The organism is Mesorhizobium sp. WSM4841 (assembly GCF_055811515.1).
In genome coordinates this window covers 130708-145299 of the sequence record NZ_JBVVQC010000003.1, presented here as the reverse complement: position 1 = coordinate 145299, position 14592 = coordinate 130708, and the positions used below count along the sequence as shown (strand labels likewise).

Sequence of the window (14592 nt, the reverse complement as noted above, 5' to 3'; positions counted from 1 at the left end):
TCCTACTCCGCCGCCTGCCGCTCTCCGAAGGCGATGCCGGTGAACGTCTGGTTCAGATGCATCGACCGGTACTGCTCGCCATAGGTGCCGAAGCCGATGACGTTGTTGACCTTGTAAAGTTCCGAAATCTCCCGGAAGACCTGGCGGTTGCGCGCATCGAGCCTGCGCAGCACGCAGTCAAAGGCGAGGATCATGTCGATGCCGCCAAGCCTTTCCTCGACATCCCTGAAGGCGGCACGCGTCGATTCAACCATGTTCTTGGGTCGGGCGATGGACAGGACGACGCCATCGTCGATGGCGCAGAAGAACGACAGCGAGCCGTCCGCGTGCATCTTCTGGATCGAGCGGCAGTAAAATTCGCCGCCGACTTTCACCACCACCGGGTGCGAAGCGAAACTCAGCGGCGTCAGCATCTGCGGGATGACGCCGACCGAGGCGGCATATTCCTCGGCGGCATTGGTGGCGTTGAATTCGCGCACGGTGCGGTGATCGGGATCGGACGCGGTCACCACCAGCTTCTCGTCGGTGGGGACAAAATTGTCGGTCTTGAACACGTGGAAAGGAATTTCCGTAGTGATCAGCACGATGATGGCGCAGTCGCAGGCAACCTTGCCGTTCGAGATCAGCCGCGTCGTCTCGAATTTCAAATCATCGCCAGCCGACCCGCCGATCAGTGGAATATCGTCGAGCCCCCAATGGATGGCGGAGGTGACCGCTTCCTCGGCATAGGACAGCCCGTCGATGAGGCAGAGCGCGAAAGTGGTATCGGCTCGCTCGTGCCCGACGCGCCCGCGTAACGAACGCCTCAGCGCCTCGACTTCGCCGGTGATCCCGTCCATGCCCGATGAGGACAGATTTTCGACCATGGTGCTGGCTGCCGAAAAAGATGCGGAGGGAAGCAGCATGGCCATGACCTGGCCGTCCTCCAGGCCTTTGGGCGTAATCTCTCCGGCCGTCGAGCAGCCGGCATAGCGGAGCGCCGGCGCGTGGTTCTCAAGCGCTTCCGAAAGGGCGACTGCCTCAAGCAGGCTTTGCGAGAAAAACAGCAGGGCAAATCCAGCGTCGATGGCCGCGGCTTCCACTGCCACCGCCCGGGCGAACGCATCCGCGTCGGGTTCGTCGGTGGTGAGAACCGATAGGCCGCATGCATAGCGCGTCCGTGAACTGGCCAGCGGCTTCCTCCTCTATTTCCTCCGACGCTCTTTTTGTGCGCGGCTCTTTTTTGTGATCCTGGCGCGCCGGCGTCGAAGTCATTGTTGTCTTCAAGTGCTACTTTGGCAATGAGCCAACATGACGGAATTGAATTTTCTGCTGTTTTTGACGGCATCGGCGCTCAGAAACTTCAGATCCAAAACCACAGCGGAAGCGAGTGATCCATGGACGCCCAGGTCAGGAAGCTATTCGAACGGTACGAGCGGCTTTTCCGGAAATCCCTCGCCGGTGATGCCGACATGGACGAAGTGACATCGGTCTATGCTTCCGCCTTCATTGCGGCGTCGCCTGCCGGCGTCATGATCGGGAAGAACGACGACCAGCTCAAGCAGGCTATGGAACAAGGCTATGCTCGCTATCGAGCGATCGGCACCAAGGAGATGCGAATACGCGATGTTGGCATCTCGCCGATTGACGAGCATCATTGCGTTGCCCACGTCGCCTGGACGTCGATCTTTGCGCGCAAGGGCCAAACTGACGTCACGATCGATTTCAACGTCCACTACCTCGTGCAGAAACTGGCCGGAGAGCCTAAAATATTCGGCTGGGTGTCAGGCGACGAGCAGGAGGTTCTCAGAAAACACGGCGTCGGCTGAAATCGGCTTGGCCAGCCTCGGCCGCTGATGGCCGGAAGGCGGCTTCGCACGGCGATCGTGGTTCGCTTCGTTGCGCCATTTCCTGTCTTTGCGTGACCGAAAGTACAATAGGCGGATTTTCGGACGAACTGCATTCTCGCAATCTCGGCATTCCGCGGCACTTTTTCCCCGTGCTTTATGCGGTATAAGAATAGCGGACAGATGGAGGGCTCGGGCACCACCGACGCCAGAACGACCAAGGTAGCACCCAGGGAGGTTTCATGTCGGACATATCGTTGACGGTGAACGGAAAGCGGGTCAGCGGCACTGCCGAAGACCGTACGCTTCTGGTTCATTTCTTGAGGGAGAATCTCGGCCTGACCGGGACGCATGTCGGCTGCGACACCTCGCAATGCGGCGCCTGTGTGATCCATGTCGATGGCAAGGCGGTAAAATCCTGCACGATGCTTGCGGTGCAAGCCTCCGGATCGACCATCGTGACGATCGAAGGCTTGGCGGACGGCGCCGACCTGCATCCGGTGCAGGCGGCGTTCAAGGAGCATCATGGGCTGCAGTGCGGTTTCTGCACGCCGGGCATGATCATGGCGGCGACCGACATGATTGCCCGTCACCCCGAAGGCCTCGACGAGGCCACGGTGCGCGCCGAGCTCGAAGGCAACATCTGCCGCTGCACCGGCTACCACAACATCGTGAAGGCGATCCTCGCCGCATCGGAGACGATGGCCAAGGGGGCGAGGGGGAAAGCGAAGCAGGCTGCGTGAGGGATGAAGTGAGTAGGTGAATAGGGGAGTAGGGGAGTAAGCGATTTGGCTCTTAATTCCCTACTGCCTTACTCCCCTATTCCCCTACTTTTTCGGGAGGAATTTCTGCGATGGGCATTGAAGGTGTTGGCGCTCGTGTAGCGCGCAAGGAAGACAAGCGGTTCATTACCGGCGCCGGCCGCTATGTTGATGACATGGTGGTTCCCGGCATGAAGCATGCGGCCTTCGTGCGCAGCCCGTACGCGCATGCACAGATCAAGAAGATCGATGTCAAAAAGGCCCAGGCGATGCCGGGCGTCATCGGTGTGCTGACCGGCAAGGAGCTCAAGGCCGACGGCATCGGCAATCTCATCTGCGGGTGGATGATCCATTCCAAGGACGGCTCGCCGATGAAGATGGGGGCGTGGTCGCCGCTGGCCTTCGACAGGGTCCGCTACGTCGGCGACGCGGTGGTCGTCGTGGTTGCCGAAACCAAGGGCCAGGCGCGCGACGCGGCCGAAGCAGTCGATATCACCTACAAAGAACTGAAGGCAGTCGTCGATGCTCCGAAGGCGCTCGAAAGGAGCGCACCACAGATCCATCCGGAAGCCGAAGGCAATCTGATTTTCGACTGGGAGCTCGGCGACAGCACCGCGACCAATGCGGCGATCAAGGCCGCTGCCCACGTCACCCGCATGAAGATCGTCAACAACCGGCTGGTGCCCAACGCCATGGAGCCGCGTGCCGCACTAGGCTATTACGACAAGGCCGAGGATCACTACACGTGCTGGACGACTTCGCAGAACCCGCATCTTGCGCGCCTGGTGATGAGCGCCTTCTACAATGTCGCGCCTGAAAACAAGCTGCGCGTCATCGCGCCGGATGTCGGCGGCGGCTTCGGCTCGAAGATCTACATCTATCCGGAAGAAATCATCTGCCTGTGGGCCTCGAAGAAGACCGGCGTGCCGGTCAAATGGGTTGCTGACCGCACCGAGAGTTTTCTCACCGACGCCCATGGCCGTGACCATGTCTCGACAGTGGAGATGGCCTTCGACAAAGACAACAGGATCACCGGGCTGAAGGTCGACACCATCGCCAATCTCGGCGCCTACATGTCGCTGTTCTCGTCCTGCGTGCCGACCTATCTCTACGCGACGCTGTTATCGGGCCAGTACGATATTCCGGCGATCCACGCCAATGTGCGTGCCGTCTATACCAACACCGCGCCGGTCGACGCCTATCGCGGGGCAGGGCGGCCGGAAGCCACCTATCTGCTCGAACGCACCATGGAGACCGCCGCACGCGAGTTGGGCGTGTCGCCGGCGGAGCTTCGCCGAAAGAACTTCATCACGTCGTTTCCGCACCAGACGCCGGTCATCATGAACTATGACGCCGGCGATTATGCCGCTTCGCTCGACGCGGCGATGGCGGCTGCCGACTATGCCGGCTTTGCCGAGCGCAAGGCCGCCGCCGCCAAGAAAGGCAAGCTGCGCGGCATCGGCATGAGCAACTATATCGAGGCCTGCGGCCTGGCGCCGTCGGCGGCGGTCGGCAGTCTTGGAGCGGGTGTCGGCCTTTGGGAAAGTGCCGAGGTGCGCGTCAACGCCGTCGGCACCATCGAGGTGCTGACCGGCTCGCACAGCCACGGCCAGGGCCATGAGACGACCTTCGCGCAGCTGGTCAGCCAGCGCTTTGGCGTGCCGATAGACAGCGTCTCGATCGTCCATGGCGATACCGACAAGGTGCAGATGGGCATGGGAAGCTACGGTTCGCGCTCGGGCGCCGTCGGCATGTCGGCCGTCGCCAAGGCGCTCGATAAGGTCGAGGCCAAGGCCAAGAAGATCGCCGCCCATCTGCTCGAGGCCGACGAGGGTGACATCGTCATCGAAAACGGCGCGTTGAAGGTCACCGGCACCGATAAGAGCGTGCCATGGTTCCAGATGGCGCTTGCAGCCTACACGGCCCACAACCTGCCAGGCGGCATGGAGCCGGGGCTGAAGGAGACCTCATTCTACGATCCGTCAAACTTCACCTTCCCGGCCGGCTGCTATGTCTGCGAGGTTGAAATCGATCCGGAGACCGGCGTGACCGAGATCGTCCAGTTCGTCGCGGCCGACGATTTCGGCAACATCATCAACCCGATGATCGTCGAAGGCCAGGTGCATGGCGGCGTCGCACAAGGCATCGGCCAAGCCTTGCTGGAGGGCACTCGCTACGACGCCAGCGGGCAGCTTTTGACGGCGAGCTATATGGACTACACGATGCCGCGCGCCGACGACCTGCCGTCGTTCAAGGTCTCGACCTCGAACACACCGTGCCCGGGCAATCCGCTCGGCATCAAGGGCTGCGGCGAGGCCGGCGCCATTGGCTCACCGCCGGCAGTGATCAATGCCATCACCGACGCCATCGGCATCACCGATATCGCCATGCCGGCATCGCCGTCCACGGTCTGGGCAGCGATCCGGGCGACGAAACACTGAAAGGAGTGAGTAGTGAATAGTGAATAGTGAATAGTTAGATTTCGCCGAAGCTCTTCCCATTCACTACTCACTACTTACTAATAACTACTCACTATTCACCATTCACTATTCACTATCTCGCACGGGAGTATCCCATGTACTCAGTCAACTATCACCGCGCCTCCTCTGTCGCCGACGCCGCCAAGCTGCTCAAGAGCGGCGATGCAAAGCTGTTGTCGGGCGGCATGACGCTGATCCCCGCGATGAAGACGCGACTTGCCGCGCCTTCCGACCTGGTCGATCTGTCGCGGATCAAGGAACTGCAAGGCGTCAAGGTGTCGGGCAAGACCGTCACCATCGGCGCCGCCACCACGCATCACGATGTCGCCAGCGACGAGAAGCTGAAGAAGGCGTGTCCGGCGCTCGCCCATATGGCGTCCCGGATCGGCGATCCGGCGGTACGCTACAAGGGCACGATCGGCGGCTCGATCGCCAACAACGATCCGGCGGCCGACTATCCGGCAGCACTTCTTGCGCTCGACGCCACCATCGTCACCAACAAGCGCGAGATCGCGGCCGGCAAGTTCTTCACCGGCCTGTTCGAGACGGCGCTGAAAGACGGCGAGATCATCACCGCCGTGACCTTCACCGCGCCGGCCAAGGCGGCCTATGAAAAGTTCCGCAATCCTGCCTCGCGCTACGCGATCGTTGGGGTGTTCGTGGCCAAGGGCAAGGACGGCGTCAGGGTCGCCGTCACCGGGGCCGGGGATGACGGCGTCTTCCGTTCGAAGGAAATCGAGGCGGCGCTGGCCAAGAGTTTCACGGCAGCCGCACTCGACGGCATGAAGATTTCGGCGAAGAATTTGATGAGCGACATCCACGCCTCGGCCGACTACCGGGCCAATCTGATCGCGGTGATGGCCAAGCGCGCAGTGGCTGCCGCCAACGCCTGAATCTGCCGGTCCATCGAAAAGCCGGCCCGTGCTTGGCTGAACCGCAACTGGTAGGGCTGTCGCCTCAGCCGGTGGTCTGCCTGATATAGTAGCGGACCGCCTTCTTGCCGCCGTGGATCACCGCGTCGCCGACTTCGACGAAGCCGAGCGCTGCGTGAAAGGCATCCGACGCCTGATTGGGCGGGTCGGCATTCACCTCGCAAGTGACGATGGTCTGGCCGGCACGCATTGCATGGTCGAACAGATCCTCATAGAGCCGTCGGGCATGGCCGCGGCCACGCGCTTCCTCCGCAACGACGACGCGGTCGACATAGACGAAGCGCTGGTAGCGCTCGCGGAACCACAGGAAGTTCGGGCTGTCGTAGCGGGCGTCCTGGTCGAAGGTCATGATGAAGGCTTCGAGCGCGCCGATGCGGCGGGCATAAAACGCTTCGCCGAGCAGGAAGGACAGGCGTTCCGGCCCAAGCCACGACAGCTCGGTCGCGTGCTCGTTATTGAGGGCGAGGACGGCGGGCTCGTCCTGCGGCGAGACTTTTTCGATCGGCAACCGTGCTTGCGTCAAATGCTTGCTTCCTTCGGGATCATGCTCGCGCCGCCGCAATCGTCGCAGCCACAAGCGCCGCGTCGGTCACGGTGTTGCGGTATTCGCGGTCAAGGTCGGTGCCGCCCATGCCGACATGCGGATTGCGGTAGCGCATGGCGCTCGGCACGTGCTTGAGTGCGGCGAAGTGCATTTCAGTCAGTCCGGATCTTTCCCGCACCTCGGCGATGTTCGTGGGGTCGAGCCCGCCGCAACCGAGAATGATGGTGCGCTTCCCCGCCTGCCGGACGAGTTCCGCCAGCAGGGTAACGCCGTCCAATGCGGTGTCGCGCTGGCCGCTGGTCAGCACGCGGCCGACCTTGCTGCGGATCAGCGCTTCCAGCGCCTCGGCCGGATCGCGCGTCATGTCGAAGGCACGGTGGCAGGTGACGTTCAAGGACCCTGCCGCCTGCACCAATTCGCTCATGCGCTTTTCGTCGATGGTGCCGTCAGCGTTCAGGCAGCCAACGACGACGCCGGCCACGCCAAGCTCGCTCAGCGCGCGCACATCGGCGAGCATCGAACCGTATTCAGCATCGCTGTAGAGAAAATCGCCGCCGCGCGGCCGCACGATGACGTGGAACGGGACCGTCGCGAGTTCGAGGGCTGCGCGCACCGTGCCAAAACTCGGCGTGATGCCGCCCTCGACCAGGCTGGCGCACAGCTCGACCCGGTCGGCGCCGGCGGCTTGCGCGGCGAGCAGGCCATCTATGCCTTCGACACAGATTTCGATCAGCGGCAGGCGAGGGCGTTCGGTGTCGGTCACAGGGCGATCCGTTGCGGATTCAAGACGTGCAGCCCTAGCATCGGGCTCCTTGCCGCGAAAGCCGGAATTATTGGCTCAACGCGACGGATCGCTGCCGTTTGCATTGCCGCCAATTTCCCGCTTGACACACTCATAACCAATGAGTTATGGGTAAATCCATAGCTAACGGGTTATGGGTTTTGGCGTGGACAGCGCGGCCGATGATTTCTTCAGAACCCTCTCCGATCCGGCCTTCAGGACGAACGAAACGGTAAAACCAAAAACCCGGATGATTGGCATCCGGGATCGGCAAACAAGGGAGACCACCATGCAAGCAAGACTGAAAAACCCTGTGCTTCTCATTCCCGGCGCGCTGCAGGCGCTGCTCGCCCTGGACAAGTCGACGGAAACGGCCGACCTGCCCTATGTGACGCGCAAGCTCGTCCATTTGCGCGCCAGCCAGATCAACGGATGCAGCGTCTGTATCGACATGCATGCATGCGAATTGAAGAAGGCCGGCGAAAAGGACGAGCGCATCTTCACCGTGTCCGCCTGGCGGGAGACGCCTTACTTCACCGACGCCGAACGCGCGGCTCTTGCGCTTGCCGAGGCAACAACCCGGCTTTGCGACCGGCCGGACCCGGTGCCGGACGCGATCTGGGACGAGGCCGCCCGGCATTATGACGAGAAGGCGCTTGCCGCACTAGTCGTCCAGATTGCCTTGATCAACGCCTTCAACCGCCTCAACGCCGCCACCAGGCAGATGGTCGGCGCCTGGGGATGAGCCTGTTCGCCGATATGCGCCGCGGCACATGTCGGTTTTCGCGGCGGCGCATCAGATCCGCAAATTGTGGGCGTTCGCGCGCACGAAGTCGATGAAGGCTCGCAGCTTGGGCGGGACGAGACGGCGGCTGGGATAATAGAGGTGGAGCGGTTCATAGGTGGGACAGAAAGGCTCCAGCACCTTGACCAGCGCGCCTGAGGCGAGAAGCGGCGCAGCGAGGCCTTCGACGGCAAAGGCTAGGCCAAGCCCTTGCGCGGCGGCGGTGATGCAGAGCGGAAGTGTGTTCACGATCAGACGTGCGTCGGGCGTGAACTCGACTTGGCGTCCATCCACGACGAACTCCCAGGGCGAGATGGCGCGGGTGCGGGTGAAGGCGAAGGCGATGCAGCGGTGGGCGGCGAGGTCGGCGGGTCGCTTCGGCGTGCCGTTACGCGCCAGATAGTCCGGGCTGCCCAACACGACCGTCTGCAGCGGCCCGCCCAGGCGCGCGCCGACCATATCCTTCTCGAGAAGCTCGCCGATCCGCAGGCCGGCATCGAAGCCCTGAGCGGCGATATCGATGAAGCTGTCGTCGAAGATCAGCCTAAGCCGCACTTCCGGGTAAGCGTCCATGAACGGCCCCATCAGCGGCTCGATCAGCAGCGGCGCGGCGATCCACGGCAGGCTCAGGCGCAGCGTGCCGGCGGGGCGATCGCGGGTCTCGCGCAGCGCCGCGCCAGCCGCCCGGATCTCTTCGGCCGCTGGGCGCACGTGGTCAAAATAGTGGGCGCCGGCTTCGGTCAAGCCAACGCTGCGGGTCGTGCGGTTGAGGAGCCGCACCCCCAGACGCTCCTCAAGCCCTTTGACCGCCTCGCTCAAAGAGGCCGGGGCGACGCCGAGTTCGGCCGCGGCGCGGGTGAAGCTCTTGGCCTCAGCGACCTTCACGAAGGCGACGATGCCACTGAACTGGTCGAGGCGCATTGTGAGGATATTCCAAATAGCCTTGTCGAACTATACGGGTTTTTCCGGTGAGCAAAAAGCCTCATGTTGGGTCCGACGAATGGGCATCGCTGTTGCGACGGCTCGAACAGGCAAGGAGACAGGACTGATGACCAGGCTCGCTTCGCTCGCCGCCGGCGCTCTCCTGGCCGTGTCCGCCGCCCCCGCGAGCGGCGGTCCTCAGGAAGACCGCAACATCCAGCTGATCAAGGACTATTACGCAGCTTACGCGACCGGGAACCCGGAGGCCGTGCGGCCCTTCCTCGCGCCCGACATCGTGTGGCGCATTCCCGGCCACCATCCGCTCGCCGGCGACAAGCGCGGGCCGGAGGAAGTGGTCGCCTTCTTCCGCGGCTTGGCCGACGGCAAATTTAGGGCTGAGCCGATCTTCTTCCAGGCGCAGGGCGACCTCGTCGTCGACATCCATCGCGGCTGGTCGAACGTCGGCCCAGGTCCCGAGATCGACCAGCTCTACGCCCTGATGTTTCGCATCAAGGACGGCAAGATCGCCGAGGCACAGAATTTCTTGACCGACATGTACCAGTCGGACGCCTTCTACTGGACGCACTACCCGCTGAAGCCACTGCCCGGCCGACTGGCGGACGACCGCTGAGACGGCGGCCTTCCTAAATCCGTCGCGCCGCGTTTCTCGCTCCAAGCCAAAGGAGACTTGCGATGTTGAAAATCCTGACGCTAGCCGCGGCCACCGCCGTCGCGCTCGGCTCCAGCGCCTTCGCCGCACCGCGCGTCGAGCGCGTCACTTTCGTCTCGCACGGTGAGCAGATCGTCGGCGATCTCTATCTGCCCGAGGATATGGACCCGGCGAAAGCTCGGCCCGCGCTGGTCGCGACCGGCGCATGGATGACGGTGAAGGAACAGATGGCCGCCCGCTACGCCCGCGAGATGGCCGACCGCGGGTTCGTCTCCTTGACCTTCGATTTTCGCGGTTGGGGCGAAAGCGGCGGCGCTCGGCGTCAATACGAGGACCCCAGCGCCAAGATCGCCGACATCGAAGCGGCGGTCGCCTATCTCGCAACCCGGCCCGAGGTCAGCAAGGACCGCATCGGCGGGCTCGGCATTTGCGCCAGCTCCGGCTATATGGTCACTGCCGCCGCTAAACATCCCGGGATCAAGTCGGTCGCCTTGGTCGCGCCCTGGCTGCACGATGCCGAGGTGGTCGAGCAGACCTATGGCGGCAAGGACGGGGTCGCCAGGCTTGAAGCCGCGAGCAATGCGGCCGAGGCCGCCTATCGCCGCACCGGCAAGCAGGCATTCCTGCCCGCCGCCAGCCTGACCGACCAGCGGGCGATCATGTTCAAGGTGCCTTACTACACCGAGCCCGATCGCGGCATGATCCCGGCCTGGCGCAACGAGGCCGATCCGGCCTTCTGGCGCGGCTGGCTGACATTCGACGCGATCCAGGCTGCTCTGCGCCTGCATCAGCCCTTCCTGATGGTGCATAGCGAGGCGGCTGCCATCCCGCAGGGTGCGCACAAATTTTACGCGCGACTGACCGGGCCGAAGCAGGAACTGTGGCTCGACAATGTGACCCAGTTCGATTTCTACGACGGCGCCGCGCCGGTGGAGGCGGCGACCGACGCCGTCGCCGCGCATTTCCGCGCCACGCTGGGCAGTGCAGGGGAGGCAGGACAATGAGCCCCGTCACCCGCCGGCACGTCTTGGCCTCGGCAGTTTTCGCCGCGACGTCTACCGCCAGCTGTGCGCCGGCCTTGAGCACCACGCAGTCCACGGCTGCGCTGACGGTCGAAGACAGGACCGCCATCGCCGAGGCAGTGGCGGGGATCGGCCTTTATGCCGATTTGCGCGAATGGAACCGGGTCAAATCCTATCTCGCGGCCCGCGTCACGACCGACTATACGAGCCTTTTCGGTGGCGAGGCGGCGACCAGCGACCGCGACTCGTTGATTGCTCAGTGGCAAGATCTGCTGCCGGGCTTCGACGCCACCCAGCACCTCATCACCAACATCGTTGTCGAAGGCGCGGGCAACGATGCGGTTGCGCGCAGCCATGTCCGTGCCAGCCACTGGATCGACGCACGGCTCTGGACGGTCGGCGCCAGCTATCTCCACCGGCTGGTGCGGACGCCCGAAGGCTGGCGCGTCAGCGCCATCGCCGTCCGCCGCCTGTACGAGGAGGGCGACCGCGCCGTGCTGGCCGCTGCCGCGGACCGGGTGAGCGCGGCGGCGAAGTGAGCAGCCTGCTGGTAGCCACTGTTGCCAGCTACTGGCGCAAAACCGTGTTCTTGGTGCCTTCTTCGACTTGGTCGATGACCAGCAGCTTGACCGGATCGACGCCGACATTGGTGGCCTGATGCCACTGCCCGATCATTTCGATGATGAAATCGCCTGACTTGTATGTGGTGCTCTTGCCGGTCTCGACATTGGTGACCTGAAGCGTTCCACCCTGGACATAGGCATAGCGGGGAAACGGGTGCTTGTGGACCGGCAAGGTCGCGCCCGGCGCAATCTCAAAGGACGAAACCAGGACCTGCACGTTTTTCTGCGGCAGCGTGATCGGCTGGCCGGACGCCGTCTCGGTGCGCGAGGCAAGCGGGGTCACGACAACCGGGGTGCCGCTGGCGTCCAGCGCGTACGAGGCGGTTGCGGACAGGGCTGCCGCGAGCAGCAGCGTCGTCGATACCAGGATTTTTCGCATGGTTTCCCCCCAAGCCCAACTTCACCATCGCGCAGCAAATTTCCGCGCGCAAGCGTCTCCTTTGGGAGCATTCAGCCTCCTCTCCTATACATGCCAGGTGTCATGCCGCGCGTCGCCCGGAACGTGCGGGAAAGATGGCTCTGGTCGGCGAAACCTGCCGCAATCGCGGCATCGGCGAGGCCGAGCCCCTGTTCGATCAAGGAACTGGCGCGACGCAGTCTCCGGTCGCGGATATAGGCCGCCGGCGTCAGGCCAATCGCTTTCTTGAAATCCCGGATGACCTGGAACCGGGTGACACACGCGGCGTCGGCAAGCCGCTGCAGGTCGAGCTGGGAGCCAAGTTCGCTTTCAATAACGTCCTCGTAGAGCGAGAACCTCTGTCGCGATCCCGAGCTTTCGATCGCTTCGGTTCGCCCGCTCCAATCGCCGTGCCGAACGATGAGATGCCTCAAGGCGACGAGCAGCGACGCCTCGGCTTTCGTTGCGTCCTGGGACGTAGAACCTTCATGCGCCGCCACCAATGCTTCGGCGAGATCGCTGTCCTCGATGATCGCGTGCGAGAAGACCGGAGCGCCATCTCCGCCCAACTCGCGGGCGAGCCCCGCCATCAGCGGCACCGAGGGATAAAACGTCCGGTAGGCCCAGCCTCCATCCGCACCTTGTTCCCCATCATGCCACTCCTCGGGATTCACAATGGCAATGGTGCCTGCCGGAGCAAGAACGCTGTGGCGTCCGATGCGGATGCGTTCGCAGCCAGCTGTGATCAAGGCGATCACATAGGTTGGATGGGTGTGCAACTCGTAGCGGTGCCGCGTGAAGCGCGCCTTGAACAGGCCAAGGTCAGGGAAGCAGGGATGGCGCCAGTACTTCCTGATCTCTGCTGCGTCCACGTCTTTTTCGTCCCCGCTGCGGTCAATCTGGTTCAAGACGCCTCTTATGCGACCTTCTAATCGTGATCCCGGATCAAACCGCCCTTTGCCGGCATGGAAGGAGAGCGTCGTGCTGCATAATGACCCCATCGCCTCCTTGACGCCAGAGGTGATAGCCTGGCGCCACCATATCCATTCCAATCCGGAACTCGGATTCGATGAGAACGAAACGGCACGTTTCGTTGCCGAGAAACTGCGCGCCTTCGCCTTCGATGAGGTGCATGAGGGGATCGGCGGCACTGGGGTTGTCGGCGTCCTGCGCAGCGGCACGGGCACGCGCGCCATCGGTCTCCGCGCCGAGCTGGACGCGCTTCCGGTGGTGGAGAGGACCGGCTTGCCCTATGCCTCCAGGAATGAGGGCGTGATGCACGCCTGCGGCCATGACGGCCACACCGCCATGCTGCTCGGCGCGGCCAGGCTGCTCAGCCAATCCCGCGCCTTCGACGGCATCGTCTACTTCATCTTCCAGCCAGCCGAAGAAAATGAAGGCGGCAGCTTGCGCATGATCGAAGACGGCGTGTTCAGGCGTTTCCCAGTCGAGGCCATGTATGGCGTCCACAACTGGCCGGGCGTCAGACTGGGGACGATCGCGGCTCGCGTTGGAGCGCAGATGGCCGCCGTCGACAATTTCGAGCTGACCTTCGAGGGTCTTGGCGCGCATGCCGCCATGCCGCAGCTCGGCGACGACCCGATCCTGGCCGCGGGCGCCTTTGTCCAGGCCGTCCAGCGCATTGTCAGCCGCTCGGTCGATCCGCAAAGCGCGCTGGTCGTCAGCCTCACCCAGATCCATGGTGGCAATGCCGGCAACATCGTGCCTGGCAAGGTCTGGCTGCAAGGCACCTGCCGCTTTTTCGAGCCCGGTCATTCCGATCATTGCGAGAAGCTGATCGGCGAGATCGCCCGGGGTATTGCCGCAGCCCATTCGCTCAAGGCCACGCTCGACTACAAGAAGGGCTATCCGCCGCTCATCAATACGGCGATTGCCACGGCCCGCGCCGTCGAGGCGGCGGCCGCCACCGTCGGGAGGGAGAACGTCACGACCGAGTTCAGCCCGAGCCTCGGCTGCGAGGATTTCGCCTTCATGATCCGCGAGGCAGGCGGCTGCTACGCGTGGATTGGCGTCGGCGATGTCGGTCCCGGCGAGGGGCTGCATGGCGATCGCTACGTATTCAATGACGAGATCGTGCCGACCGTGTTGCGCTACTACGTCAATCTGGTCGAGCAGACGCTTCCCGCCTCGTGAACCGTCAGAGGGAAAACTGATGGCTCAGCGAGAAGTGCCGATCTGAATGCGATTCGTTGGCCATAAGCCGGGAAACAGTCTTGCGCGACACCAACCCGACGCATCTCACCCGGCTGTGGCCACGACTTGCGTTACGTGAACGGGATTTTCGAGCACTGCCTGCGCGGTATCGGCCTGGTTTTCATCGACGCGCACCATCACAAAAATGACGCCTTGTGCAACATTCGGCTCACCCGGCTTTTTGGCAAGATCGGCAGATGCCCCGAGAAGCCTGCCAGCAAAGCCGCCACAGGCCGCACCGACGAGGACCATGCCAGCCGCCGCTCCGACAGGATCAATGCCGGTGGCTCCAAAAGCACCCAGGCCGATTAACAGACCAGCAGCCGCGCCAAGTGCGGCACCGCCAGGACCGCGCAGGACAGCGCTGATTTCGTCCTCGTAAGGTCCGATGACGCTGATCTGTTCGTGAGAAATTCCTGCCGCCTGAAGCGCGGCAACGGCACGCGCTGCCTGGTCGTGGGAATCGAAAAGTCTGCTGATTGTTCGCATTTGACACTGCCCATAGCACAGTCGCGGGGCGCGCGGGGGGGGCGGCGGGGGGGGGGGCCCCCACGCGCCCGGCGCCGCACCAATTTTTAGCTAATTTGGGGGGCGGGGTGGAGCAGGACACGCAGAGTTTGGTAGGGCGCCAAACCCG

The 14592-nt window shown here is 63.2% G+C and carries 16 protein-coding genes; 9 read left to right on the top strand and 7 right to left on the bottom strand.

The window, feature by feature from the left end:
* Positions 1-2: 2 nt before the first annotated feature.
* On the bottom strand, positions 3-1082 hold the full coding sequence (locus tag AC0L14_RS04600; protein WP_473527631.1) for an FIST N-terminal domain-containing protein: 1080 nt from the start codon (positions 1080-1082) through the stop codon (positions 3-5).
* 294 nt (positions 1083-1376) lie between these two features.
* Between AC0L14_RS04600 and AC0L14_RS04595 the strand changes: the two genes are divergently transcribed.
* The 4 genes from AC0L14_RS04595 (at position 1377) to AC0L14_RS04580 (ending at position 5960) form a co-directional block, all read left to right on the top strand.
* Positions 1377-1808, top strand: a complete 432-nt coding sequence (locus tag AC0L14_RS04595; protein ID WP_473748770.1) for a nuclear transport factor 2 family protein — start codon at positions 1377-1379, stop codon at positions 1806-1808.
* A gap of 260 nt (positions 1809-2068) precedes the next feature.
* Positions 2069-2569 (top strand): (2Fe-2S)-binding protein, encoded by a 501-nt coding sequence (locus AC0L14_RS04590; RefSeq protein ID WP_473748769.1) that lies wholly within the window; start codon positions 2069-2071, stop codon positions 2567-2569.
* A 110-nt stretch (positions 2570-2679) separates the two neighbouring features.
* The gene (locus tag AC0L14_RS04585; protein WP_473489224.1) at positions 2680-5028 is read left to right on the top strand and encodes a xanthine dehydrogenase family protein molybdopterin-binding subunit; all 2349 of its coding nucleotides are present in this window, start codon (positions 2680-2682) and stop codon (positions 5026-5028) included.
* 134 nt (positions 5029-5162) lie between these two features.
* The gene (locus AC0L14_RS04580) at positions 5163-5960 is read left to right on the top strand and encodes an FAD binding domain-containing protein (RefSeq protein ID WP_473748768.1); all 798 of its coding nucleotides are present in this window, start codon (positions 5163-5165) and stop codon (positions 5958-5960) included.
* A 64-nt stretch (positions 5961-6024) separates the two neighbouring features.
* Here AC0L14_RS04580 and AC0L14_RS04575 read toward each other — a convergent pair whose 3' ends face one another.
* A complete protein-coding gene (locus AC0L14_RS04575) occupies positions 6025-6522 on the bottom strand; it encodes a GNAT family N-acetyltransferase (RefSeq protein ID WP_473748767.1) in 498 nt (165 codons plus the stop codon).
* 19 nt (positions 6523-6541) lie between these two features.
* The gene (locus AC0L14_RS04570; protein ID WP_473748766.1) at positions 6542-7306 is read right to left on the bottom strand and encodes a copper homeostasis protein CutC; all 765 of its coding nucleotides are present in this window, start codon (positions 7304-7306) and stop codon (positions 6542-6544) included.
* A gap of 307 nt (positions 7307-7613) precedes the next feature.
* Between AC0L14_RS04570 and AC0L14_RS04565 the strand changes: the two genes are divergently transcribed.
* The gene (locus tag AC0L14_RS04565) at positions 7614-8069 is read left to right on the top strand and encodes a carboxymuconolactone decarboxylase family protein (protein WP_473748765.1); all 456 of its coding nucleotides are present in this window, start codon (positions 7614-7616) and stop codon (positions 8067-8069) included.
* Between the two features lie 51 nt (positions 8070-8120).
* Here the strand turns inward: AC0L14_RS04565 and AC0L14_RS04560 are convergent, their stop codons facing one another.
* The gene (locus AC0L14_RS04560; protein ID WP_473748764.1) at positions 8121-9029 is read right to left on the bottom strand and encodes a LysR family transcriptional regulator; all 909 of its coding nucleotides are present in this window, start codon (positions 9027-9029) and stop codon (positions 8121-8123) included.
* A 127-nt stretch (positions 9030-9156) separates the two neighbouring features.
* On the opposite strand from AC0L14_RS04560, the gene AC0L14_RS04555 reads away from it, so the two are divergent.
* From AC0L14_RS04555 to AC0L14_RS04545, 3 genes are all read left to right on the top strand, one after another.
* Entirely contained in the window at positions 9157-9660 is a 504-nt protein-coding gene (locus tag AC0L14_RS04555; protein WP_473748763.1) for a nuclear transport factor 2 family protein, read from the top strand.
* Between the two features lie 62 nt (positions 9661-9722).
* Positions 9723-10703 carry an alpha/beta hydrolase gene (locus tag AC0L14_RS04550; RefSeq protein WP_473748762.1) on the top strand — a complete coding sequence of 327 codons (981 nt, stop codon included), beginning with the start codon at positions 9723-9725 and terminating at the stop codon, positions 10701-10703.
* Positions 10700-11260 carry a nuclear transport factor 2 family protein gene (locus AC0L14_RS04545; RefSeq protein WP_473748761.1) on the top strand — a complete coding sequence of 187 codons (561 nt, stop codon included), beginning with the start codon at positions 10700-10702 and terminating at the stop codon, positions 11258-11260. The genes AC0L14_RS04550 and AC0L14_RS04545 overlap by 4 nt, the downstream gene beginning before the upstream one ends.
* A 28-nt stretch (positions 11261-11288) precedes the next feature.
* Here the strand turns inward: AC0L14_RS04545 and AC0L14_RS04540 are convergent, their stop codons facing one another.
* Positions 11289-11723, bottom strand: coding sequence for a cupin domain-containing protein (locus AC0L14_RS04540; protein WP_473748760.1), 435 nt, complete (start codon positions 11721-11723; stop codon positions 11289-11291).
* A 71-nt stretch (positions 11724-11794) separates the two neighbouring features.
* Entirely contained in the window at positions 11795-12793 is a 999-nt protein-coding gene (locus tag AC0L14_RS04535; RefSeq protein ID WP_473748759.1) for an AraC family transcriptional regulator, read from the bottom strand.
* Between AC0L14_RS04535 and AC0L14_RS04530 the strand changes: the two genes are divergently transcribed.
* Positions 12723-13895, top strand: a complete 1173-nt coding sequence (locus AC0L14_RS04530; protein WP_473748758.1) for an amidohydrolase — start codon at positions 12723-12725, stop codon at positions 13893-13895. The two genes, AC0L14_RS04535 and AC0L14_RS04530, sit on opposite strands and share 71 nt — an antisense overlap.
* Positions 13896-14000: 105 nt before the next feature.
* Here the strand turns inward: AC0L14_RS04530 and AC0L14_RS04525 are convergent, their stop codons facing one another.
* Positions 14001-14444 carry a hypothetical protein gene (locus tag AC0L14_RS04525; protein ID WP_473748757.1) on the bottom strand — a complete coding sequence of 148 codons (444 nt, stop codon included), beginning with the start codon at positions 14442-14444 and terminating at the stop codon, positions 14001-14003.
* Between the last annotated feature and the right edge of the window lie 148 nt (positions 14445-14592).